The following is a 21,883-nucleotide window of genomic DNA, read 5'->3' as shown; positions in this document are numbered from 1 at the left end:
AAGGGATTAATTGGAAGCTTATTACTCACCATCGATAGAAAATTTTTCGTCAGAGATGTCAGGTTCAAGCTGCAGCTCGGTCGTAAAGCCTCTCTCGTTAAGGTTATGTATAACCCGGCTGACGATCCATGCCTGCTCGTCAATGGCACGCTTGAAGCCCTTCACCAGGACAGGAGTTTCGGGAAAGAGATCGGCTTTCCCCAGCGCCAGCAGGATTGAAAATTTCACGACCCCGCGCTGGAGCGCGCGCCACTTCGCCTCAGCCGCCCTGAGCGCCTGCTCTTCTGAGGCAAAAATCGTGGTCAGCTCAAAGACGTTGTCTGCGGCACCAACCAGCTTCTCCTGCGGCGCCTGCGCAGTGCTGTCGGGCGTCACAGCGGCGTCGGGATGAGGTAACGCGCCTGGCGCTGCTGCCGGCGGCAGGCGATTAATACTGACTGTGGGGTGTTGCTTTTTGGGGTCGCTCGTTTGCAGCCATTTGGCCGTCACGCCGGAATACGCTTCGCGATCGGCGATGGAAAAACTGTGCCTGTCTCCATCGGCGCGTTCAATCACCTTTAACGATACAGGCCTGCCGCTGGCCGTTACGGCACTGCCCGCCTTCATGAAAAGCACCTTCCCTTCCTTAACGGCTACAAACGCGCCATTACGTTCAGCCAGGCGGGAGAGGAACGCGGCATCGGTCTCCTGAGACTGGTCGATATGGGCAATGGCTACGGACGAAAACTCCGCCGCCACGCTGGCGCTAAGCTGGTTGCGCTGTGCGACAGCATCAACTATCGCGCCGATGGTGGTGTCATGCCATGACTGCTCGCGGCGAACGTTGAGCTTGCCACGAAAATCGGCGCTGCGCCCCCGAATGGTTAACCGGTCCGGCGCCCCCCGAAATTCAATATCATCGACCGTAAAACTCCCTTTTAGCTCCAGAGGGATACCCTGCCAGCCCAGCCATAGCGTAATAAACGCGCCGCGAGCCGGCAGGTCTAACAGACCGTCGGAATCATCCAGCTCGATATCCACCCGATCGGCTTCCAGTCCGCGGTTGTCGGTCATGGTCAGGCGGATAAGGCGGTTGCTAAAATTTTGCGTAATATCACGGCCATCAAGCTTGAGCATAAAATCGGGGGCTATTTTCCCTCCAGCCTGGATATTCATTTCCGCGATCATCCCAGCAGCCCTCCGATTTCGTTACGCGCGCTTGTCACCAGCTCTTCAGCCTGCGTTCTCAGGTCGCCAAACATCGCCATCAGCGATTCGTCCACCCGCTTCAGAGAAAGCGTAAAATCGATTTTCCGCGCCGTACCATCGCTGTAAAAATCCGTATGGACATGAGTCACCTTTTCGATAACAAACATGCCATGGATAATGCCCGTCCCGTCGATCAGCGGCCAGGCTCGACCCTCATTCGCCATCAGCTCGATAGCTTTCAGGGACAATCGCCCTCCGGTGATTTCAGGATAAAGCGTCCCGGAGAGCGTATGGGATGTGTCACCCTCCCCCAGATACTGCCAGGCTTTCGGCTTTCCGATGCGATCGTTAGAGGCCCAGCGGTAATCCTTTGAAAACTGCATTGACTGATACGGTAAGGTTCGTCGTTCGAAGACAAACAGCCCCAGCACCATTAACATTTTCTCTCTCCCTAACCATACATAAAGCTGGATCGCCGATCCGCCGCTCTCTGATTTTCTCTGCTATCCAGGGCATCCTGAATTTGCCGGCTGAGACTCGCGCCGGATGCCATGTCACCCTGCAGCGTGAAGTGATATTCGTTCTTGCTCTGATCGACATAAGAGCGACCGCCCGTGGCGATGGCTGGCTGATATTTCTGGTAGCCACCATAGATCGATGTCGGCGGAATATAAGAACTCCCCGACGCAGAGGACGCTGCCTCTGCCTTCGCCGCAGCGGGCTCAATATTGTCCGACTCTTTTTTAATAAGACCGAGTTTATCCAGCAGCCAGGTCGCCTTGCCGCTCAGGCTGTTAAACAGATTAAGCGGCGCCATCAACGCATCTCCCAGCGCCTGGCCGAACGCCACACCCGCGTTTTTACAGCTGTCGAGGGTTTGCTGGGCTGCTTTGACAGGCGTAATCAGGTCGGTGAACCACTGCCAGATCCCGCTCAGTTTTTCCGAGATGTAATCAAACGCCTTCAGAAGCGGAGAAAACAGCTCGCCCAGTGGCGCGAAGACCACGGAAAGGCCTTCGACCACCCCGGCAAAGAAGGCGCTGACGGGTTCCCAGTATTTAAAAATCAGTAATGCACCCGCAGCAATCGCCGCACCAATGGCAATGATCGGCCAGCTGAGGGCACCGAGGATCGTCATAATGCTGCCGCCGACCACGCTAAAGGTGGTACCTAACATTCCCGCGGCGGTTATGACCAGGTTCAGGCCCGTCAGAATCGGTGCGACGACCATACCTAACCCGCCCACTATGCCGGCAAACGCCTGCGCGCCGACAACAACGCCGACCAGGCCTTGCGTCAGCTCCGGGTTGGCGTTCACCCAAAGCGAGAGCGTACTGAGCCATCCGGTCGCGGTGGTGGTCAGGGTGCGCAACGCGCCATCCGCCTTATCAAAGACGTCAATCTTCAGGCCGCTCCACGCCGCCTGGAGCTTGCTAACATCGCCGTCGAGGTTATCAGTCCGAATGGACGCCAGCCGCGCGGTACTGCCACTAGCCCCCTGAAGCTGCTGGCTTTTCTCAGCAAGCGTTCCGTTGCCCGCAGCCGAAACCAGTATTCCTGCTTCCCGCGCGTTACCCTGACCGAAAATGGCCTTCAGGTAAGCCGTCTGCTGCGCCGTGCCGAGCTCGCTCTTTTCGAAAGAGTCGGAGATAGCCTTAAGGATATTTTCCGCCGGTAGCAGATTGCCTTGCCCGTCATGGGTCTGCACGTTGAGTTCACCAAGCGCCGCAGAGCGCTGGCTATTCGGCAGCTGAAGCTGGTTCAGCACAGCGCTGACCCCGGCGCCGGCAGCGGTCCCTTTCACCCCCTTTTCCATCAGAATGCCCAGCAGGGCCGTGGTCTCTTCAAGGCTGACGCCTGCGCCGCTGGCGGCCGGTGCGGCAGAGGCAACGGCGGCCCCCAGCTCGGTGAGGCTGGTACCAGACGTGGTAAATCCGCGGGTGAGGACGTCTGCGATACGCCCGGCATCGGTGCTCGCCAGATTAAACGCGGTCTGTGCATCGCTGATGATGTCGGCCGCTTTTGCTGCATCAACATCTCCCGCAAGGCTGAGGTTGACCGCGGGAGCCGTAGCCGCAAGCACCCCATCGGCGTCATATCCTGAGCGAACCAGCTCGCGCTGCGCCAGAACGATAGTATCCGTTGAGGTTCCCGTACTGACGCTGACGTCCTTCGCCTGCTGGCGTATGGCCTCAAGCCTGGCGTCGCCCTTCTCCAGCCCCAGATTTGCCTGAATGGCAGACATCTGCTTTTCAAGGCTGATACCCGGCGCCATAAAACGGGACGTCTGGTCGAACCCCGCTTTTGCCATACCCACGCCCGCGCCGGCAAGCTGATGCACGCGCGAGACAACACGTTTGCCGGACTCGTAGCGGCTCTGAACGGCATTGAGCCGCGCCTGCTGCTGACTGACCCGGGCAAGCGCCTCTCTCTGCTCGTTGAGGTGCAGCGTTTTTTCGCTGATGCTCTTTCTTAAACGACGTTCATCTGATGCCAGGGTGCGCGTGTTAATCCCCGCCTGTGCAAGTTCGCCTCGCTGACGCTGCATGGACTGGCGCAACGTGTTGTACTCAAGCTTCAGGCCAGCTACGGATTGTCGTGCTGCCGCCAGCGCCTCGCTCTGCTCGCGGGTCGGGTTTTGCGTGTTTCGTAGTTCGAGCGCCAGCGCCGCCGTCTGTTGTTTCGCCTGGGCAAGCGCCTGCCCCGTGACGGCAAGCTGGCTGCCTGTTTTTCTGAACCCATCAACGCGGGCCGCCTGCTCGTCGAGCGCGCGCAGAGCCGCCTGCGAATCACGGATCGCGCTCTCAAGAGAGAGGCTGGCATTCTGGATAGCCTTAAGCGGTCGGCTTGCCCGGTCGACTGCATTCAGCAGCTCCTGAAGTCTGACATTATTACTCATGGTGGTTTCCGCTTCGCTGTAGCGCCTTTTCGCGCCATATGAGGAGCTCGGTCACGCTCAGGGAGTACAGCTCTGACGGCGGCCAGTGAAAAATCACCGCGATATCCGCCATCAGATCGTCGACCGACAGGTTTTCGGGAAATCTCAGCGAGCCGAAGTCGGTGACAAAAAACCGACCACCTTACCGGCAAACGAGAGCAGGTCGGAGGCATCCAGACGCGCAATCTCATGTTCGGTCAGCGCCGGAGAGGTCATTCGCGGCAGCACCTTAATCAGGGCATCCACGTCGGATTGCGCCAGCGACGCCAGCGATACGCCACGCAGGGTGCCCGCATTCGGTTTTGCGACGGTCACTTTTTCGATTTTTTGCTCGCCGCGCAGAACGGGGCTATCAAGCGTGACGGTGTTTGGATTTTCGCTTTCGTTGATAACGGTCTCGTTGATATTTTCCATTTCGTTACTCTCAAAAAGGGGAAGTAACCGGCCAGCAGCTGCGGCCGGTTAAGGGTTACAGGCCGATGGCCTTACGGTGTTCCGCCAGACGATCGACGCCGTCGACCTTCAGCACCATGTTGATGATGTCAATCTCGATGACCTCTTTGCCATCGATAGTGAGCTGGTAGTAGGCACACTCGGTCGACATCTTGGTGGTGCCGCTTTCGCCCTGCTTGTTCTCGCCGCCATCGAACTCTTTATGACGGCCGCGCATCACGATCTCCACCGCAGAGATTTCGCCGGTATCGTCACGCTGGAAGGATCCGGTAAAACGCAGCGGCACGCTGTCCGCGCCCGGAGAGGCATACTGTGCCCACAGCGCGACGTCCGGCAGACCACCAATAGTCCACTCCAGCGCCAGGGCGTCATCGTCCAGGCCGAGGTCGACGGAGACCGAGCCCGGCATACCGCCGCCGCGATATTTCTCCAGCTTGCGGGTGAGCTTCGGTAAGGTGACAGACTCAACAACGCCCATATAGCTCAGGCCATCGTTGAACATATTCAGATATTTAAGTTTGCGTGGTAACGCCATGCTTCAGCTCCTTAGCTGTTAACCGAATCTGACAGGTCTGCCAGATAGGTATCCGTGATGCGCTGGCGCAGGGTCAGATTCTCCAGCGGCGGAACAGGGGTGTAGTCGTAGTCGATATACAGTTTCCCGGCTTTGAGGGTCGACACGTCATTCGATTCCGGGTCATACCAGCAGGAGCCGTCAACGATATAGCCATTGGTTTTCAGCTCACGGAATTTGGCGTTGATACCGGAAATGATGTCGCGGATAAGCGTTGGGGTAATGGGTTTATCCATCGCCCATGCGTGCGCTTCCGCCATGGTGTCGGCCAGTACCTGTGCGGTACGGGTGTAGTTTTCAAACAGGAATAACGGATCGTCAGAGCAGGTACGGTTGCCCCAGAATTTGAAACCGTCATTGCGAATCAGCGTGGTCACGCCAGCCTGGTTCAGCAGGTTGGCATCGGTAGCCTGTTCCTGCAGATCCCAGGAGACAGAGGCGCTCACGCCGGTGACGCCGTTGACGCCCACGTTGGACAGGGTTTTATGCCAGCCGGTGGTCTGGTCGATCTTGGCGCGCAGGCCAAGCGCGCGCGCGGTCGCCCAGGCCGTTTTGGTGACGTTCGTCGCGGTATCCCACGCCAGGAAATCCGGGTGAATCACCATCAGCTCGCGCTGGCTGAAGTTTGTGCGGTAGCTGATCGCCTCAGGAATGGTTTTACAGCCCCATGCGCTGACATAGCCAAACGCGCGCAGGCTCTGGCACGTCGCTGCCAGCGCGGTCGCCACTTCCTGCGAATCCAGCCCCGGTACGCCGAGAATGCGTGGCTTAACGCCGGTCACCGTTTTGGCGGTGAGAAGCGCCTTCAGGCCGGTATATTTGCCGTTTTCGTCAGTGGTACCGATGATGTTAGAGATAGTCTGCTTCTGTGCTGCATCAGGATCTTCCGGGTTGTCGATACCTTCGGCAACGCGCACAACCACAACGACCGGCTTGCACTGGTCAGCGATAGCCTGCAGGGAGGCAGAGAGCGTCCCCTGTTTGCCGGCTTTCGCAATGGCGGATTGTACATTGGTAATGAGCACTGGCTCGTTAAGAGGGAACGTCTGTTCGTCAGCATCGCTGGCCGTACAGACTATACCGATGATTGCCGTCGAGACGGTAGAAATGGTGCGCGTGCCATCGTTGATTTCGATGACTTCCACGCCGTGGTGATAGTCGCCCATCCGTTTAACTCCGTGGTTTAGTGGTGAGGCTATTTTCACTTGAGTAGAGAAGGCTTGAAACGTAATGCCGTTGGAGGGAGGGCAGCACAACGCACAGTGGCCGGTTGAGCAGAGTTAAAACAAGAATTAATTAGTTTCAGCGATCGATTCAGAAGAAATAATCGCCATTGAATGTATCCACTGGATAGCTGAGCGAATATCGACGCTATCCTCAATAATGAGGAGAGGTGTTCAGGTAAAATCAGGAGTAATGACGATTTGGCAGCGAGAGGATGGGTGTACTGTTAAAAAAAATGCACCTTACTCTCTGGAGTATCCAAAGATTGGGGTGCAGCAGAGAATCAGGGTTTATTTACTCGCTGAGCGGTGTCTCAGGCCATTCAATATCCGGTGCATTGTTGACGTCAACACGGCTAAGTAGTACACGATACTTCTTCCACTCAGTCAGTAACGTGCTCTCTTTTTCTGTAGCCATTTCTAAATCAACAGCATCCTGCAGCGGCAAAATTGCCTGAGTAGCAACAGACATTAATCGTGATTTCAGTGAATCAGCATTGTCAACGGACTCTTCTTTCGAGGGTGGGGCAATATCGACCCATTCCATGCAGTTACGATTCACATTGAAACGAGGTGTTTTTCTGTCCGGAGAAACCATGAATTCTTCATATTCTGAGTCGGTTATTTTCACGAGATCTGAGGGAACGGGAATACCTTGTGCTTCGTATACCCGAACCGTTTCCTCAAGGTAAAAACTATTTTCTTCATTGCTAAAATATTTATTCATATCAATAACCCGAGACAATTAATGAAAATGCGCCGTTACAGTTATGGGTTTCAATTTTTACCTGATTTTTACCCACCGGAGTGCAAAGATAAAACGAGTCAGAGTTATTACCCCCAGATCCCCAATAACTGGCGCCTATTCCCAAAATACCATTAGGGAAGGAGGTAGGCAGAGTCACGGTGACAGCAGTGTTATTGCCTACTGAAATCCCCCTAACCGCCTGCATGAAAACAGCGCCATTGCCGTGCGTATAGTAGGCGTTATTGTTGCCGGTCGTTGTTTTACCCACCCCGTAACGTGCATCCGATTCAGCTTTGGTATAGGCCTGTCCTGCGGGAGTATAGTTTCCTTTAGGCTGATATCGTCCGTCACTCTCCGCTTTAGTATAGGCCTGACCAGCAGGGGTGTAATTACCTTTAGGCTGGAATCTCGAATCACTTTCCGTTTTGGTGTAATAGCGCCCATCAAAATTGGAATAATTGGTTGGTATTATTTGCCCAGTAAATGAAAAGGTTGTGGTATTCCAGTACCCCATGACTTTGGAATTAGCCCACAAGTCAACCTGACCATCAACTGTATTGCGCAGGCCTGAATCGTTATCACCAATATTTAAAACAGCAGACCCAACCGAACCAACTTGAATCGTATTTTTTACCGTGAGATTACCATTTAGCACCCCGCCTGCAAGTTGCAGATAGCGAGCATCAAAGTTTGCGTAATTTCCCGGTATCCATTGTCCGCTGGTCTGAGCCGTTCCGGCATCAGTGAACGTTAAACGATACTTGTAATCCTGTCCATTCAGGGTGCCGTCAGTATGTATGTCAATATAGAAATTTCCTGCCGCCCCCTTTAAATGCCCAATTTCCAGAGGCGCTCCGTCAGTTCTGGTGAATATCTGACTGCAATATTTTAATGCGGTGACTCTATCAACACTGCCATCAGAATTAAGTGGAACGGCACCTACATCCCCTGCGGAAGGTTTATTCGCAGCATCATACTGTTTTACCCAGCCAGACCACGTCGCACTATATAGCGTCCGAATGTATGAGCGGGAATTATTATAAATACGGTAAATCTGTGTAATACCTGCGTGTTTATAAACTTCAAGCGAGCCTGCATTGGCCTCGGGATAATTTTTACCTGTCTGTGCCTGCGCGTTAGCTGGTTGGTAATACAGTCCTGGCGTGGTAAAGGAATTTAGATCCGCAGCATTGCCAATCCCTACCGCCTGACCATTAAAAATATCCTGAGCAGTTACATTAATGTCACCTGTCAAAGCACGGCCATTAACCTTACGCCCGGACGGTACTCGTCCGTTGGCATTATCATTGGCTGCCTTCACCGCTTTCGGCGTTGCCGCCAGCACTTCAGATACGCTGTCAACCGCGCTGCTGAGCTGAACAATACCCTTGCGCGCCGTAGTCGCGTCCGCCGCCGTATATTTGCCGTTAGCCAGATCGTACGCCGCCTTCACCGCTTTTGGCGTTGCCGCCAGCACTTCAGACACGCTGTCAACGGCGCTGCTGAGCTGAACAATTCCCTTGCGCGCCGTAGTGGCGTCCGCTGCGGTATACTTCCCGTTCGCCAGGTCATACGCCGCTTTTACCGCCTTCGGCGTTGCAGCAAGCACCTCCGAGGTGCTGTCGACTGCACTGCTGAGCTGCGTAAAGCCCTTTGCAGTAAGCGTGGCGTCCGGATGACGGCGAGACTGCTCATGCTCCGTTAGCTTCCCGTCGACGTAGTCCTGTGTGGCCATCACCGTTGAGGTGTCAATTGTGAGCTCAACGGAGGCGATGTCGCTCACCATAATAACCATTCGCACGGTCTGCGCGCGACCTGACCCCTCCGCCAGGGCGGGCTTATAGCTTTCAGCCATATTCCCGATCGCGATTAGCGTTCCGGTATCGTCATAAAGCCCCATCTCGCGCATCCAGAAACCGCCGACCTCGGGCGGGATCAGCAGTTCCGCCACAACGTAGTTTTTGTTCTTCTTGTCCTGGCTGATTTTGTTCAGCGCGTGGCGCCAGACCTCGTTCACCAGCTTTGTCTTGCTGGCATCAGGAACGGGCAGCGCACCGCCGCCGTCGCCGACCGCCATTGCGGTAAAGTTAACTTTCTTCGCGTTCGGGACGGTTGCTGCCGCCAGTTTTTCTGCACCGGCTTTGGTGATAACCGTTTTATATTTCACTGTCATTGTGCTCTCGCTTATCCGGGGTAAACCGTGATGATGTCGCCGTCATAGCTCAGGGCTCCGGTATAGAGGTAACCCGGAATGTCCTGGATAATATTCAGGCCGATAAGGTGGCGGCTGGCAGGCTTTGCGTCAGCGATAAGCCTCTCCATCTCGTAATACATTTCTTCGGTGATACCGGTATCTAATACCCCGATATCAAGGCGGAAGGTGCCGGGCGGATCGTTGGTTTGCCACCACTCGGTGACGTTAATGAGATAGCCGAGCGGCTCCACCACGCGGCGAACGGCGCCAATCGTTCCCTTGTGGGCATGGATAAACCACGCCGCGCGGATCACGTCCCGCTTGGTGGCTTCCGGCCAGCTCTCATCCCAGCGATCGACCGACAACGCCCACGCCAGCCACGGCAGCAGATTTGCCGGGCAGGTATCCGCACTCCAGAGATGGCGCAGCGGTACCGGCGTTTTTTCTATCTCCGCACAGGCGCGGGCGGCCGCCACCTCAAGAGGCGACGAGCCAACCGGCAAAAGACGGGCGTCACTCATCGCTCCCTCCCACGGTTACGCTGTACTGGCTGCACCATGAGGCCTGAGTTGCATCGAGCACGATATCGGCTGCCGGGGCGGTCAGCTCCACGCGCTGCACCCCTTCAACGTGAAGTGCGGCGTAAATGGCTGACTTGCGGATATCGCGCCCCAGCCGGTGCTGCGCCGTGATATAGGCCTGCAGTCGGGCTCTGGCCGCGTTGAGCACCGGTTCACTTTCAGGTCCCGGGAACAGGTACAGCGAGGCCACAATGGTGTAGTCGACAATCCTGGCTGACTGCACGGTCACCCGGTCGGCGACGGGCCTGACGTCCTCATCGTTCAGCGCGTTACGCACAATGGTGAGCAACTCTTCAGACGCCACGCCGTTATTCTCCCGGGAGAGTACGGAAACCGTGACGTTCGCGGGCTGGGGGCTAATAACGGAAATGTCCGCCACCCGCCCGTCCGCGCTGCGGCCATGGAACTGATAGGCCCCTGTCGAACCGGCCACGCTCAGCCCTTCCGGTGCCTGCTGGATGCGCAGGCGAAAATCGGTATCGGACTCCATCACGGCAGGCGTGGGCGGGAACGTAGTGTCGTCGGCAGGGGTAATCACCAGACGTTCAAGATTAGCGTTTGCCCCAATCTGGTCGAGATCGCTGCCCGCGGCGTAGGCCAGCATGACCGCACGCGCAGCCTCGTTAACGCGCTGGCGCCAGATAACTTCCCGATACGCGTTTTCCTGAAGCAGCTTCACAATCGGCTCTGACTCTAAGGTCAGCGTGCGCGCGATCGCCTCTTGCTCCGCCTCAGGATACAGCGAGACAAAGGTGGCCTTTCGTTCTGCCAGCAGCGTCTCATAGTCCACCTCTTCCACGACATCAGGCGCGGCGAGCTGGCTCAGATCAACAATAGCCATAGCGTTTAACTCAGTGAAATGGTGATAGAAAAGGAGCTGTCGGAAGCCGATCGCGTGCCGGTGATATCGACATACAACGTCCCGTCATTCTCCGACCGTTCGAAAGCGATCGCCGTCAGGCTAATCCGCGGTTCCCATTTCTGGATCGCGGAGTAGCATGCGGCCATAATTTGCAGGCGCAGCGCCGGGCTCTGGGGCCTGTCGATCATCGCCGCCAGCAGGGAGCCATACTCCCGGCGCATAACCCGCGTGCCAACAGGCGTAACCAGAATGTCGCGCACGCTTTGCCTGATGTGTTCAGCCTCTGTAATGCTGAGCCCGGTCTGTCTGTTCATTCCCGTGTAGCGCACCGTCATTGCGTCCCCTTAGTCCAGCTTCCGCCGCTTTGCACACTGCCGTGAGCATGGTTATCCACCTGTACCCCATTTGAGGTGAACGTACCGCCGGCGTGTTCGATATTCCCGGCCATCACCCCGCCCTTCTGCACCTCCAGAGAGGCGGTAATCAACCTGTTGGTACACACCACTTCAGGCGCATCAAGGGTGATGCGGGTTTCTGAGTTGACCAGTACCACCGGAACGGTCGCGGTCAGTGAATCAGACGCGGTGATGGCTGCCGTTTTGATGCCGGTTGCCGTCAGCGCACCGCTGCCGGGCTCGTATTCGATAACCGCCCCATCAGGAAACGAAACGTGGAGGGCGTCAGGCGACTCAGACGGTGCCGGATGGTCGTCAGAGAAAATGCCAGGCAACACGAAGGCGGTATCCAGCTCACCGCCGATAGCCAGCAGCAGGACCTGTTCGCCCTCGGACGGTGCCCACCAGACGCGCGAGCGGCCTGCGCGGCAGGTCATCCAGTTCAGCCAGGTGGTTTTCATCCCTCCGGACTGGACGCGGCAGAGCCCTCGTTTGAGGTCGACATCGGTCACAACACCGATACGGATAAGGTTGCGGATCGCGCGAGCGATGCCGTGCATGGAAGTTAGCGTATTCATAAGAAGAGAATGCCGCTCGGGGCGAGCGGCAGCAACGAGGCGGGGTTTTATGCGGGATGAAACAACAAGCGGTATTGCCGAATGGCCAGCCGACGGGGCTGCGGGCTGGCCATCAGCGCGGTAAGGTTACGCCTCCCAGCGGCTGACCAGCTCACCGTTGACGTATAGCTCCATCGGACGCGTGACGGGTTCCGGCAGCGGCGGCTCCGGGGAATAGGTGGCGAGCAGGGTACCCTCATTCTGGGAAACCAGGATCCGCTCGGTCAATTGCAGGCTAAAGCTGATATCCGCCGTTTCATCGTCATTTAAGACAATCTGAAAGAGATACCCATTTTTTCGCCCCTCATCGAGGGTAAAAATATCCGGCTGGTTTTCCCGAAGCCAGGCCAGCACCGGGACGAAAATCCCCTCGCTGTACCCGGAAAAACCGCTGACCTTTGCCTTCAGCTCATATTGCTTTTCGAACGAGAGCGAGGACGCGAGGCGCGCGTCGATATTACCGCTCCCGACGGACATCTGTAAGCGCTCCGGGTTTGCGCGCAGCTGTGGAACAGCGTCAATTAATGCCTGACGCAGGCTCTTGAGTTTGTGCATCGAGTTTATCCTGACAGTCTTTAATAGTTTCAACCTGCAACGCGCAGGCGATAAGGGCATGCTCAAGCCTGCGAATATCGGCGCTCAGATCGCCGTTGGTAACAGGCTTACTTGCCGGCATCGGGCAGAGGCTCACCTTCGGGCAAGCGTGGTAAACAGCGTGCGGCGGAGGCGCAGGCGGCACGGACGTGCAGCCTGCGGACAGCATCAGGCAGCTGAGCGTGATACCAGCGGCGTAACTCTTCATTTTCATTTACCAGTTTCCCGAAAGCCGCTTCGCGCCTTGCCATCTCCTCACCGGCAGCGGCAAGCGCATCGCGGAGCCTGACCTGCGCATTTTCATTTTCTCTGGCCATCCGCTGCGTTACGGTAAGCTGATGGTTCAGCGCGTTAATGGTGTTTTTTTGTTCACCGGCGATCTGGCTGGCTTTAGCAAAGGAGCGGGACAGGTTGAGATTCTCATGACGAAACCACAGGGTAATGGCCGCCAGCGCGGCCAGCATCAGCAGGAGAGCTCTCATTCTGCCCCCTTCATGCACCAGGCCTTTTCGCGGGCCCGACGGTTTTCAAGCCCGGCGTTCTTCTTCCCGTTGACGTACACCCAGCGGGTCAGCTGATCGCAGGCCTGCGGCCACTGCTTGTGATTGATAAACGACACCAGCGTCGAACGGCAGGCGGCACCGGTTCCCACGTTAAAGGCAAAACTGACCAGCGCGTCATAGACGCGGGGCGGCATCTCCACCGGCGCGCATGCGGCAAGCCGTTTCTCAACCTTCAGGACGTCGGCAATCAGGTTCGCCGCCGCGTCGCGCTCGGTGATCTCCTTCGTCGGCACGACGCCTGCCGTGTGGCCAATGCCTGACGTCCATACGCCCGCGCTGCACCGGTAGGGCGACAGACGGCAGCCTTCCAGATCGGCGATTAACGCCAGCCCCTCGGGCGAGGTTTGCAGTAATCGAAAGTCAGGCAAGAGCACCGCCAGAGCGAGCACGCTGGCGATGCTGCAACGCTTAATGATTGAGTTCACGAATACTCTTCTTATCGAGGCCCAACGATTTGAGATAGCGCCAGGTTTTTCGCTTAAACCAGTAATTCGTCAGCGCGGTAAAGATGGCGCAGAGGCTTCCCACGTACAGCGCCACTTTTTCAGGAGACATCGCCCCGAACCAGGCCAGCGCCACGGCCAGCCAGTAGGCAATAAACGTGGTGACCTTCTCCAGACTCAGTCCCATAGGTTCACGGATTCTTTTCCGGGCGCGCTATCCACCTCGGGCATGTCCACTGCCGTACCGTGAGGTAAGACAACGCCCCACCCGGCAAGGCCAGGATTGGCTTTCAGAACGGTTTCAACTACGCCTGCCGTGCGCCCGTAATAACGGGCACAGATGGCATCAAGCGTATCCCCCTGCATTGCATAGATCTTCATCAGACGCTCCAACATCCGGATTTCCAGGTACTGTAGAGTTTCCAGAGCCGGCGCCCTTTCCGCTACCGCTGGCGGATGGACGATCGCGGACACAACAGGCTGACCGTGAGCAACGAGGCGCGGACTGGCTGGAGCAATAATCAGAATAAAGCGCGTAATGCCGGAAAACGATGCAGGGCTAGCGCCAGCTCTCGTCTTCCCAGACTTCCCGAAGAATATTATCTAACGCCTCGCGTTCGGCCTCGCCGTTAACGCCAAGCAGCTCGACGCCCGTCATGGATCCCTCCTTCACCGTCACCCGCGTAGAGGGAAACAGGGGCCTGATCCTGCGAGTAAGCTCGCACTGAAATGCTTCCACGACGGACGGACCAATGTGCTGATCCTTGTCCAGCGTAATGTTGACCCGCACGGTGCCTTCTTTTTTGATTCGTTCTGGAACGGGCGATGCGGAAAAAACAACGGTAAACGCGCTGTTTTTGATTAAGTTCCCTCTCGCAATCTCAGCAATCAAATTCAGGGCAATTTCACGATCTCTCTCCTGACACGTTCCTTCCGTCGTCAGCCGCGCGATCATTTCGACTCGTTCAATCATGACCTGCTCATTCAACTCTCTGTCCACACAACCTCCACCACGAGATACTGTATAAACATACAGTAGCACGTAATCATAAAAAGAGTGAAGCAAAAAATCAGAACCGCGTGCGGTATGTGCATGATATCGATGGAGATTAGCGTGCACGCTGGGTGAGCAGCTCCGTTAAATGCCCAATACGTTCAAGGATTTTCCGCGCCTTTTCCTGATAAGAACGCGCCGCCGGAAAGAGCGATCCGTCAGCTGCGCCCCGGCACCATTTGTCGTTAAAACGGCTCACGCCGCCCGCCATCAGATGCAGGGCCTCCCCACGGCCGATCGCAATGCCCGTAACGAGCCGTATTTCGTCAATCACCCTCTCCGGGACCCCGTTCTGCGGATCCCCCTCATAGACAAAGGGTGCCGATGCGCCGGGCCGGATGCGTTTGATGCGCTCGGTTAATGCCCGTCGCGCACGCCGGTTAAGAGGTTGAGAGAGATCGCTCACCGTACAGTTAATGACAGAACTCCGAGAAGGCGCAGGTGTATCCTTCAGCTCAACGGCACGCTTCGGCACAATTTTCCACTGCGTAAGCCGGGTTAATACCGGGCTGCCCGCACCGACGGCGGAATCGTACACGCCGCGGATGCAAACGGTCTCCTCGCCGTACTGATTGAATCCGGCGCGCGGCGCATACAGCGTGCGCACCTGTAAATCATCGCGACGCACAAAAGGCCCGCCCTGCGCGGTGACGTAGCCCGCCCAGTCACCGGCGTCCGCAGCGTCATGGACGGCGGCAAACTCGACGCTCAACCCGCGCGCGGCCTCGGTGTCCGCCAGTCGGCGCAGCTCGCGGTAGACCGTTACCGGCGCGCCGCCGATAAACTGAAACTGGCGAATGTGCCAGCGCCCTGCCCAGGCCGACACGGCGCACGCCGTCTCCTTCAGCAGCCCGCCGCCTTCATTATCGGTCTCGCCATCAAGCGCATAGCCGTCGATATTCTTTGAGATGTATTTGGCGATATAGCCGGTAGCACTGCCTTTTTGCGGATCGATCGCGTCCGCGTGAAAGCGCGCCTGTCTGGCACTTTCGTTCTGCAGCTCAGCGGCATCCTCCTCCCGCGCGTAGTCCCCTATAATCTGGCGTACGCATTCGACGTCTTCCGGCAGCATAAACATCAGCATGTGCCAGTGGGGCGTACCGTCATGATGGGGTTCCGCAACGCGGATACCAAAAATGCGCCGCCCCTCCCGGTGCAGCTTTGCGCGAATGCGCGCCCACAGCCGGGTGAAGTAGCGTTGCGTATCCGCCGGGCTGGCCCCGTTCCACTTCGCGTTGGGGTAGCCCGATTTCACGGTCGCGTGATACCGCGCGGGGGCGGTTAAGGTATAGAACTCGCCCACGTAGCCCAGCGCCTGGCAGATATTTTCAAACCCGCGAATGCGGGTCATCAGTTCACAGCGACGTATCGCCGGGTTGGCCACCGAGCTGTCGTATTTATCAATCAGGCTGATGCGGTTGCCCTCTTCATCTTCCAGCTCCATGCCCTTGAGAAATTCACGGGTGCGGCGCTTCTGCTCGCGCCATTCCGTGATGCAGCGCTTGCTCGCATACGCCGTTCTCTTTTTGCTGACGTTGCCGAGGGCAATCTGCACATGCTCGCGCCAGGCGGCCGCGATCCGACGCAATCGTCCGCGCCACCACGCCTCGGAAAACAGGCGGATCACCGCCGCGGCAACATCATCTTTGTTGAAAAACGTCTTCGACACCCGCTCCCAGTGCGGAGGCGACACGTTGAACTGCCGGGCGATTAGTCCGGCGCGCTGATACCAGACGTACAGCGTCTGGTATTCGCCCATGCCAGCATCGTTAATATTCGCCAGCTCGCCGCGAATAAAGCTGGCAATATCGGCGGCCAGCAGGTCGACATCGGCGCGGGACATATCGGGAAGACGGTTATAGCGGGCAACCAGTTCCACCATGCGCGAGGCAAGGTACTGCAGAAGCCGGGTGTCGAAATGGCCGTCAAACACGGCCCTGGAGACCGCGTCGTGCAGGCCCGCGCAGGCATAGCGTTCAGAGACGCGCTGCAGGCGGGGTAATATCCTGTCGCAGAAGCGGATCAAAAAAGCATTGGCCTGCGGGCTGCCGTGACGCTGTTCGAGGGCGTCAACCGTGCGCCAGACGTCGACACGCACGCAGTCAGGCTGTCGGGAGAGGGCATTTCTTGCCTGCTGTAGCGCCGCGAAAAGGCGATCGCGACGCTGCAGTTGGGCATGGGTAAGGTAAGGGCTGGCAATGGCTGACCGCGGAGCGTTCCACGGATACGCAAATGACGTAGCCAACTCATCCTCCCCGGACGTGTTTATTTTTCATCTCCGCGATCTCCTGGCAGGTGACGCACAGGGCCACGCCGGGCACCGCCATACGACGCGCCTCCGGTATCGGGGCCTCGCAGTCCTCGCAGAGGAAACGCGAAGGCGATGCGGGCCGTCTACGGGCGTGATGTATGTGCCGCTCTCTGTCTTCCTGCTCGCGCGCCTGCGCAAGATCGATATAATCGGCCATCAGTGCATCTCCTGGGCTTCGCGCTCGTAGCGGGCCGCCTCGTGGCACAGAAGTTCGGCAACGTCTTCTCCGCTCATACCGGTTTTAAAAATATGGCTCGCCAGCGCCTCCAGGCGCAGGGAGACCGCGCGGGCTCGCGCGCATCGTTCCTCAGTTTTTGCCTCCATCAGCAGGCGTTTCAGTTCTTCACTTCCGGTTGAATAAAAGCGGTTTTCACTGTTTCGCATCACGCGTCTCCTTGATTTCAGGCAACAGAATGCCCGGCGGGTTTACGCCATTAGGTTTTTGGTTGGGTTACACCGGCATGGTCAGCCGTTCAGGAAATAAACTCACAACAGCACGAAAATGGTTCATGGCGGTAATCAACGCCCTTTTCTCTTCAGTCGTCAGCTCGCTGATATCGCACTCATGGCGGGCGACGGGCAACCTCGCCAGGAAAAAGATGGCGGCCAGCGCCCTGCTGTTCTCCTCAAAACAGGGATCGCGCTTATCGCGCAGTTCGGCCATAAACCGCGCCAGCTCTTTTCCGCTATCGCTCCCGTATCGGGCGCGCAGTTCAGCAACGTGGTTAAGCCCGCGAAGACGCGCTCCCACGCTAAGTGGAACCCTTGCACGGGCAGCTTCTATCGCCATATCTCCCCTCGTGTAAATTCACCCATACTTTTGCGCTGAAAACGGGCAGAGCACGGCTTTTTCAGCCGTTTGATGATTGCGATTTCAGAAGCCATGCTGCATGATTCCCATTTTGATACTGTCTGCAATCATTAGCCTCTGTTTGCCAACGCCTGCCGCTGATTGCCCGAATTTGTAATGATACTAATACCCAAATGAGTATTAGTAAACACCCAAAGGAATATATTTTGATCTTGGATTCTCAAGTGAATAATGAAGAGTTACTCGATAGAATCTGTCAGGTATATGGTTTCACGCAGAAAATCCAGCTTGCCCGGCACTTTAATATCGCTGCCAGCTCGCTTCAGAACCGCTACGCGCGCGGCACAGTCTCTTACGATTTTGCGGTTCAGTGCGCGCTGGATACCGGCGCCAGCCTTCGCTGGCTGATGACCGGGCAAGGTTCTCAGTTTGAAGGTCAGCCAACCGAAGGGGATCCCTTATCGGTTGCGCTATTCACTCTTAGTGATGGTCGACTGGAAGAAAATACTACTTTGAGTATCGACTCCCATTTCTTCAGCAAGCCGCTCACTCGAGGCGTCGCCGTCCGGGCGGAGGGAAAACTTCACTTCGTTGAAAAAGACGCGTCGTTAACCGACGGGCTGTGGCTGGTCGAGATTGAAGGTACCGCCAGCATCCGCGAATTGACGCTCCTGCCGGGTAAAAAACTCCACGTCGCGGGTGGAAAGATTCCATTTGAATGCGTGATTGGCGAGATCAAAACGGTAGGTCGCGTGGTGGGTGTTTACAGCGAGGTGAACTGATAACGTGCAGGTACCTGCTCGTCATAAAAAAGCCAACCCCGCATTTCTACGGCGTTGGCCCTGTTTTACCGCACCCGGTCAAAACACGTAACGCATACCCAGCGTAAATTCGTCAGAGACAATATGCGCTTTCATCTGCTCATCTTTTAAGCCTCGCGCGTTTGTAAAATTGTTATATCCGCTCTCGATTTTCCCCATATCGATATAGCGATAGCCCAGATCGACATACAGACGCTCAACCGGCGTGTAGCTTATCCCCACTCCTAACGCGTAGGTCAGGTTGCTTTGGGTGGTTGAGCCGTATTCACGGCCAGGGTTGCCCTGCCAGCCGCCCGCTTTAATCTTGCTCACGCCAAGCCCTGCGGTACCGTAAACAGAGACGCCGTAGCCCAGTTCATAATCGCGATAAACGTTGAGCATCAGACGCTCGGCTTCCGTTTGCAGATGGTTGTAGCTGTTCGCGAACGTGCTGGAGCCGCTGGTGTACTCCGTCTTTTGCTTAAAGGTGTATTCACCTTCTGCACGCCAGCCGTTACCGAACTGATAGCCTGCGGCAATCGCCGCGCCATCAAGGTGCTCTTTCTCTTTACCGCCCACAAACTGGCCGACGCCCGGACGCGCGCTGGTATCCATCTCCTTTGCATGCTGTTCAGTTTGCAGGTATTTTGCCGAACCGTAATACCCTTCCTCAGCGTTTGCCGCCAGAACGGTAGCCGGGAGCATCGCAACCGGCAGGGCGACCAGGATAGCTTTCATATTCATCTACGCTCCGTTGAAAAAATATTCCGCTCGTCGAACCCTCGTTCGCCGATGCGAGGAAAAACAGTCAGTGAGACGAATCATAAGCAGTCCCGAAAGGGCAAACTATTGGGATGAATACGTGCATGACCTGGTAGTTTTACGTAGAGATTTGACCCGTTCCTGATGTCATTCAGCTTTATTGGAATGCGTAACAGGCTGAGGGAAACGCAGCAGAACGATCGCGCCATCGGTCGGGACTGATTCCAGCTCCGTCACATCCGGCGCGGTATTTTCCGGCAGGCTCAGGCTATCGACCGTAATCCGGTTTACCCGCCATGGCGTCAGGTAGCTCACCAGAAGTTCGCCGCTGGCATTGGTTGTTGAGCCAAACTGGTTATAGAAACCAATTCCCGGCGTGTCCGGCACGTCCACCAGCGCTGCGGTGCTGCCGAGCTGCTGCCCCAGCGTTACGCCGTCAGCGTGTACCAGAATGCTGCCGCTGGCGTCGGCATGATAATCACGGCGCGTTCCTCCGCGCACCATGCTGAGATTCAGCTCGCCCGCGTTGTACTGATAGCCCAGGCTCGCAGAGAGTTCGTCATTGCGGTGTACGGTATGTGTCGCCTGGAGATCGTAACGCAGGCTGTAATCACTCAGCGCCGACCCGTATACGTTCACCCCATGGCTATCTTCCCCCCGGCTGGCGAGCTCGGTGATATAGCCGACATTGCTCGTCGCGCCCCACAGGGATAAAGGCACGCTGATGTTGATCCCCACCGTGGCTTCATCCGGGTTTTTGCCGTAGCGCTCATAGCCGCCGTATACGCTTAAATCCACGTTGCGCAAGGTTGCGTCCAGGCTCAGCGTCACTCCCGCGCTGCCCGCGTCAGGCTCGCGTGACTTTAGCCAGTGCCACGACAGGCTCATGCTCGCGTCCTCGCCAAAATTCTGATTAAGCTCCAGCTGCCCGCGAAGCGCCCGCCGGGTGAGGTCATCGTCCCAGCCGTACCGGAGCAGTTCAGCCCGCGCGATTTTTTCTTCCAGCGAACGGTACTGCCCGCCGCGCGGATACCACTGGAGCTGAGCGGTGAGGCTGGTTTCGGTCGTGAAAAAGGCTTTGGCATAGCGCAGGCGCCAGACCCTGCCGCGCAGGGTGGCTTCATTTTGCGTATAGCGAGCCGCGGTGACATCGCCGGAAAAGGCGCCCCACAGCCCTAAGTTTCCGCCAAAGCCTGCGACATGGCTGAAGTAGTGCTCTCCCTGCTGTAGCCCGGCAAACGCGGTGACATGCGGGGCAATCCCCCACGAGAGTGTGCTCTGCCAGAAGCGGTCCTTATCCCTGTCGATACCGTGAAAAGGCCTGTAGCGGCCGGCGGCCAGCTCGTAGCTAAAGAGCCCGTGATGCAACAGATTGGGCATGCTCGAATAGGGCAGCAGGCGGGTACGCTCCGTTCCGTCGCTCTCCTGAATCGTCATTTCCAGGTTGCCGTCCGGGTCCGGTGGATAAAAATCACGAATGGTAAACGGCCCGGGCGGAACGTGAATACGGTAAACGCGTACGCCGTTCTGATGGATGGTCACTTCAGCCTCCGTGCGGGCATAGCCGTTGATCCAAGGCGAATAGGGTCGCCAGCTGTCGGGGTACATCGCCTCGTCGCTGGCGAGTGACGCACCGCGAAACGCCAGGCTGTCGAAGAGCGTTGAAGAGGTATTGCCGTCGCCAAAGGTCAACCGCGAACGCAGCGGCGTAATGCTGCGCCAGAGCGACATCGCGTTGCTGTACGAGCCGTGGTGGCCCCCTTTTTCACGCCAGAAGGTGTTTTGATAACGCAGCCGCCAGGGCCCCACGTTAAGGCCGTTGTCCAGGCTCAGCGTGGCGTCAGTGCCGGAACGCTCCCAGTCGTACTGCGCCAGGCTATTGTCCGCATCCAGACGATAGTTGATAAACAGCGCGTTGATGCCGTCATCCCAGCGGCTGGTGCTGACGCCATTCTGCTGAGGGCTGATGGCCTCGTCCGGGAACAGGAGCGTCAGGAGCTGCGCCTGCGGGCGGTACCAGTATTTGAGGTTAAACTGCTCCGCAGACTGCGGCGTCAGACAACCTCTGGCATCCCAGCCCAGACGCGCAAGCACCGCGTTACGCACGCCCCACTCCTCCAGCAGCGGCTGGCTGAGGCAAGGGCCGGAGGCTGCAACATCAAGCGAAATCGCGCCCTTATAGAGGTTATTGAGGATCACCCACGTCTTTTGGCTGCCCGCGCGACTTTCTGCCATCGCGAACAGCAGCATAAAGCAGAAAAGACGGAGTAACGTCATGGTGGCAGGCAGCGCAAAAAGGTGAAGAGGCAGAAGCCTCCTCACCTTTTTCAGATAAAAACGTTATTTCTGAAGGGATGCAAGCGCGGCGCGTGCGCGGTTCAGATCCTGCTGAATGTTGCTCAGATCGCTCTGTTTCTCTGCCAGCTTGCGCTGATATTTTGCCACTTTCTTGCTGTCACCTTTGGCTTTCGCCTCACGCAGGTCAGCCTGAACCTCGGCAATATCTTCACGCTTCTCGGCCAGCTTTTTCTCCAGCTTCTTCACGTCCTTCTGCGCGTCAGCCAGCACGCTTGCCGGGGTACAGTGCGCTTTAACTTCAGCCAGCGCCTTTTTCAGGCCGTTAACTTTATAGGTATTACCGTACTGCTGGGCAATACGGATCTCTTTTTCCAGCGCGGCGGCTTTCGCGGAGCAGCTTTCTGCCGCCTGTGCGGAGGTGAACATGCCAACAGCGGCAATAACGGCCAGCGCGGATACGAGTTTTTTCATTGG

General features: G+C 57.0%; 28 protein-coding genes. 1 reads left to right on the top strand and 27 read right to left on the bottom strand.

Features of this window, described 5'->3' with window-relative positions:
- Window positions 1-21: 21 nt before the first annotated feature.
- The 24 genes from IM304_RS00535 to IM304_RS00425 all read right to left on the bottom strand — a co-directional run bounded on the left by IM304_RS00535 (window position 22) and on the right by IM304_RS00425 (window position 17,528).
- Window positions 22-1,167, bottom strand: coding sequence for a phage late control D family protein (locus IM304_RS00535; RefSeq protein ID WP_193355013.1), 1,146 nt, complete (start codon window positions 1,165-1,167; stop codon window positions 22-24).
- A complete protein-coding gene (locus IM304_RS00530; protein ID WP_148418428.1) occupies window positions 1,164-1,628 on the bottom strand; it encodes a phage tail protein in 465 nt (154 codons plus the stop codon). Before IM304_RS00530 ends, IM304_RS00535 begins: the two co-directional genes overlap by 4 nt.
- Window positions 1,629-1,639: 11 nt before the next feature.
- Window positions 1,640-4,087: a phage tail tape measure protein gene (locus tag IM304_RS00525; protein ID WP_193355014.1), complete on the bottom strand. Its 2,448-nt coding sequence runs from the start codon at window positions 4,085-4,087 to the stop codon at window positions 1,640-1,642.
- Window positions 4,080-4,235: a GpE family phage tail protein gene (locus IM304_RS00520; protein ID WP_322091054.1), complete on the bottom strand. Its 156-nt coding sequence runs from the start codon at window positions 4,233-4,235 to the stop codon at window positions 4,080-4,082. The genes IM304_RS00525 and IM304_RS00520 overlap by 8 nt, the downstream gene beginning before the upstream one ends.
- Complete coding sequence (locus IM304_RS00515; RefSeq protein WP_038420626.1) at window positions 4,232-4,540, bottom strand: phage tail assembly protein; 309 nt, start codon at window positions 4,538-4,540, stop codon at window positions 4,232-4,234. Before IM304_RS00515 ends, IM304_RS00520 begins: the two co-directional genes overlap by 4 nt.
- Window positions 4,541-4,595: 55 nt before the next feature.
- Window positions 4,596-5,114 (bottom strand): phage major tail tube protein, encoded by a 519-nt coding sequence (locus tag IM304_RS00510; protein WP_014833332.1) that lies wholly within the window; start codon window positions 5,112-5,114, stop codon window positions 4,596-4,598.
- A gap of 11 nt (window positions 5,115-5,125) precedes the next feature.
- Window positions 5,126-6,319 (bottom strand): phage tail sheath protein, encoded by a 1,194-nt coding sequence (locus IM304_RS00505; RefSeq protein ID WP_193355015.1) that lies wholly within the window; start codon window positions 6,317-6,319, stop codon window positions 5,126-5,128.
- A gap of 352 nt (window positions 6,320-6,671) precedes the next feature.
- Window positions 6,672-7,103, bottom strand: a complete 432-nt coding sequence (locus tag IM304_RS00500; RefSeq protein WP_148418424.1) for a tail fiber assembly protein — start codon at window positions 7,101-7,103, stop codon at window positions 6,672-6,674.
- A gap of 1 nt (window position 7,104) precedes the next feature.
- On the bottom strand, window positions 7,105-9,297 hold the full coding sequence (locus IM304_RS00495) for a phage tail protein (protein ID WP_193355016.1): 2,193 nt from the start codon (window positions 9,295-9,297) through the stop codon (window positions 7,105-7,107).
- An 11-nt stretch (window positions 9,298-9,308) separates the two neighbouring features.
- Window positions 9,309-9,839 (bottom strand): phage tail protein I, encoded by a 531-nt coding sequence (locus IM304_RS00490; RefSeq protein ID WP_176609451.1) that lies wholly within the window; start codon window positions 9,837-9,839, stop codon window positions 9,309-9,311.
- A complete protein-coding gene (locus tag IM304_RS00485) occupies window positions 9,832-10,740 on the bottom strand; it encodes a baseplate assembly protein (RefSeq protein WP_176609450.1) in 909 nt (302 codons plus the stop codon). The genes IM304_RS00490 and IM304_RS00485 overlap by 8 nt, the downstream gene beginning before the upstream one ends.
- Window positions 10,741-10,745: 5 nt before the next feature.
- The gene (locus tag IM304_RS00480) at window positions 10,746-11,096 is read right to left on the bottom strand and encodes a GPW/gp25 family protein (RefSeq protein WP_193355017.1); all 351 of its coding nucleotides are present in this window, start codon (window positions 11,094-11,096) and stop codon (window positions 10,746-10,748) included.
- A complete protein-coding gene (locus IM304_RS00475) occupies window positions 11,093-11,734 on the bottom strand; it encodes a phage baseplate assembly protein V (protein ID WP_193355018.1) in 642 nt (213 codons plus the stop codon). Before IM304_RS00475 ends, IM304_RS00480 begins: the two co-directional genes overlap by 4 nt.
- A gap of 126 nt (window positions 11,735-11,860) precedes the next feature.
- Entirely contained in the window at window positions 11,861-12,328 is a 468-nt protein-coding gene (locus IM304_RS00470; RefSeq protein ID WP_193355019.1) for a phage tail protein, read from the bottom strand.
- Entirely contained in the window at window positions 12,291-12,536 is a 246-nt protein-coding gene (lysC, locus tag IM304_RS22200; RefSeq protein WP_255517705.1) for an Rz1-like lysis system protein LysC, read from the bottom strand. Before lysC ends, IM304_RS00470 begins: the two co-directional genes overlap by 38 nt.
- Window positions 12,436-12,849: an Rz-like lysis system protein LysB gene (gene lysB / locus IM304_RS00465; RefSeq protein ID WP_193355020.1), complete on the bottom strand. Its 414-nt coding sequence runs from the start codon at window positions 12,847-12,849 to the stop codon at window positions 12,436-12,438. Before lysB ends, lysC begins: the two co-directional genes overlap by 101 nt.
- Window positions 12,846-13,355 (bottom strand): lysozyme, encoded by a 510-nt coding sequence (locus IM304_RS00460; protein ID WP_148418415.1) that lies wholly within the window; start codon window positions 13,353-13,355, stop codon window positions 12,846-12,848. Before IM304_RS00460 ends, lysB begins: the two co-directional genes overlap by 4 nt.
- Window positions 13,339-13,560 (bottom strand): HP1 family phage holin, encoded by a 222-nt coding sequence (locus tag IM304_RS00455; protein ID WP_020689436.1) that lies wholly within the window; start codon window positions 13,558-13,560, stop codon window positions 13,339-13,341. The genes IM304_RS00460 and IM304_RS00455 overlap by 17 nt, the downstream gene beginning before the upstream one ends.
- The gene (locus IM304_RS00450) at window positions 13,551-13,754 is read right to left on the bottom strand and encodes a tail protein X (RefSeq protein WP_176611170.1); all 204 of its coding nucleotides are present in this window, start codon (window positions 13,752-13,754) and stop codon (window positions 13,551-13,553) included. The genes IM304_RS00455 and IM304_RS00450 overlap by 10 nt, the downstream gene beginning before the upstream one ends.
- 178 nt (window positions 13,755-13,932) lie before the next feature.
- Window positions 13,933-14,373, bottom strand: a complete 441-nt coding sequence (locus tag IM304_RS00445) for a DinI-like family protein (protein ID WP_148418413.1) — start codon at window positions 14,371-14,373, stop codon at window positions 13,933-13,935.
- Window positions 14,374-14,482: 109 nt separating this feature from the next.
- Window positions 14,483-16,672 carry a replication endonuclease gene (locus IM304_RS00440; protein ID WP_193355021.1) on the bottom strand — a complete coding sequence of 730 codons (2,190 nt, stop codon included), beginning with the start codon at window positions 16,670-16,672 and terminating at the stop codon, window positions 14,483-14,485.
- Window position 16,673: 1 nt separating this feature from the next.
- Window positions 16,674-16,895 carry a TraR/DksA family transcriptional regulator gene (locus IM304_RS00435; protein ID WP_148418411.1) on the bottom strand — a complete coding sequence of 74 codons (222 nt, stop codon included), beginning with the start codon at window positions 16,893-16,895 and terminating at the stop codon, window positions 16,674-16,676.
- Window positions 16,895-17,122 (bottom strand): DUF2732 family protein, encoded by a 228-nt coding sequence (locus IM304_RS00430; RefSeq protein ID WP_148418410.1) that lies wholly within the window; start codon window positions 17,120-17,122, stop codon window positions 16,895-16,897. Before IM304_RS00430 ends, IM304_RS00435 begins: the two co-directional genes overlap by 1 nt.
- A 67-nt stretch (window positions 17,123-17,189) precedes the next feature.
- The gene (locus IM304_RS00425) at window positions 17,190-17,528 is read right to left on the bottom strand and encodes a DUF5347 domain-containing protein (RefSeq protein WP_148418409.1); all 339 of its coding nucleotides are present in this window, start codon (window positions 17,526-17,528) and stop codon (window positions 17,190-17,192) included.
- A 194-nt stretch (window positions 17,529-17,722) separates the two neighbouring features.
- Here IM304_RS00425 and IM304_RS00420 point away from each other — a divergent pair, with 194 nt between their 5' ends.
- A complete protein-coding gene (locus tag IM304_RS00420; RefSeq protein ID WP_370627090.1) occupies window positions 17,723-18,331 on the top strand; it encodes a phage repressor protein CI in 609 nt (202 codons plus the stop codon).
- Between the two features lie 78 nt (window positions 18,332-18,409).
- Here IM304_RS00420 and IM304_RS00415 read toward each other — a convergent pair whose 3' ends face one another.
- The 3 genes from IM304_RS00415 to IM304_RS00405 all read right to left on the bottom strand — a co-directional run bounded on the left by IM304_RS00415 (window position 18,410) and on the right by IM304_RS00405 (window position 21,880).
- A complete protein-coding gene (locus IM304_RS00415) occupies window positions 18,410-19,093 on the bottom strand; it encodes an outer membrane protein (protein WP_193355022.1) in 684 nt (227 codons plus the stop codon).
- Window positions 19,094-19,258: 165 nt separating this feature from the next.
- Window positions 19,259-21,388, bottom strand: a complete 2,130-nt coding sequence (locus IM304_RS00410; RefSeq protein WP_227009558.1) for a fimbria/pilus outer membrane usher protein — start codon at window positions 21,386-21,388, stop codon at window positions 19,259-19,261.
- A 63-nt stretch (window positions 21,389-21,451) separates the two neighbouring features.
- Window positions 21,452-21,880: a DUF1090 domain-containing protein gene (locus IM304_RS00405; protein WP_193355023.1), complete on the bottom strand. Its 429-nt coding sequence runs from the start codon at window positions 21,878-21,880 to the stop codon at window positions 21,452-21,454.
- Window positions 21,881-21,883 lie beyond the last annotated feature (3 nt).

This window comes from Enterobacter cloacae complex sp. P40C2 (genome assembly GCF_014930695.1).
Classification (GTDB): Bacteria; Pseudomonadota; Gammaproteobacteria; order Enterobacterales; family Enterobacteriaceae; genus Enterobacter; species Enterobacter pasteurii.
This window is presented reverse-complemented; position numbering and strand designations above follow the sequence as displayed.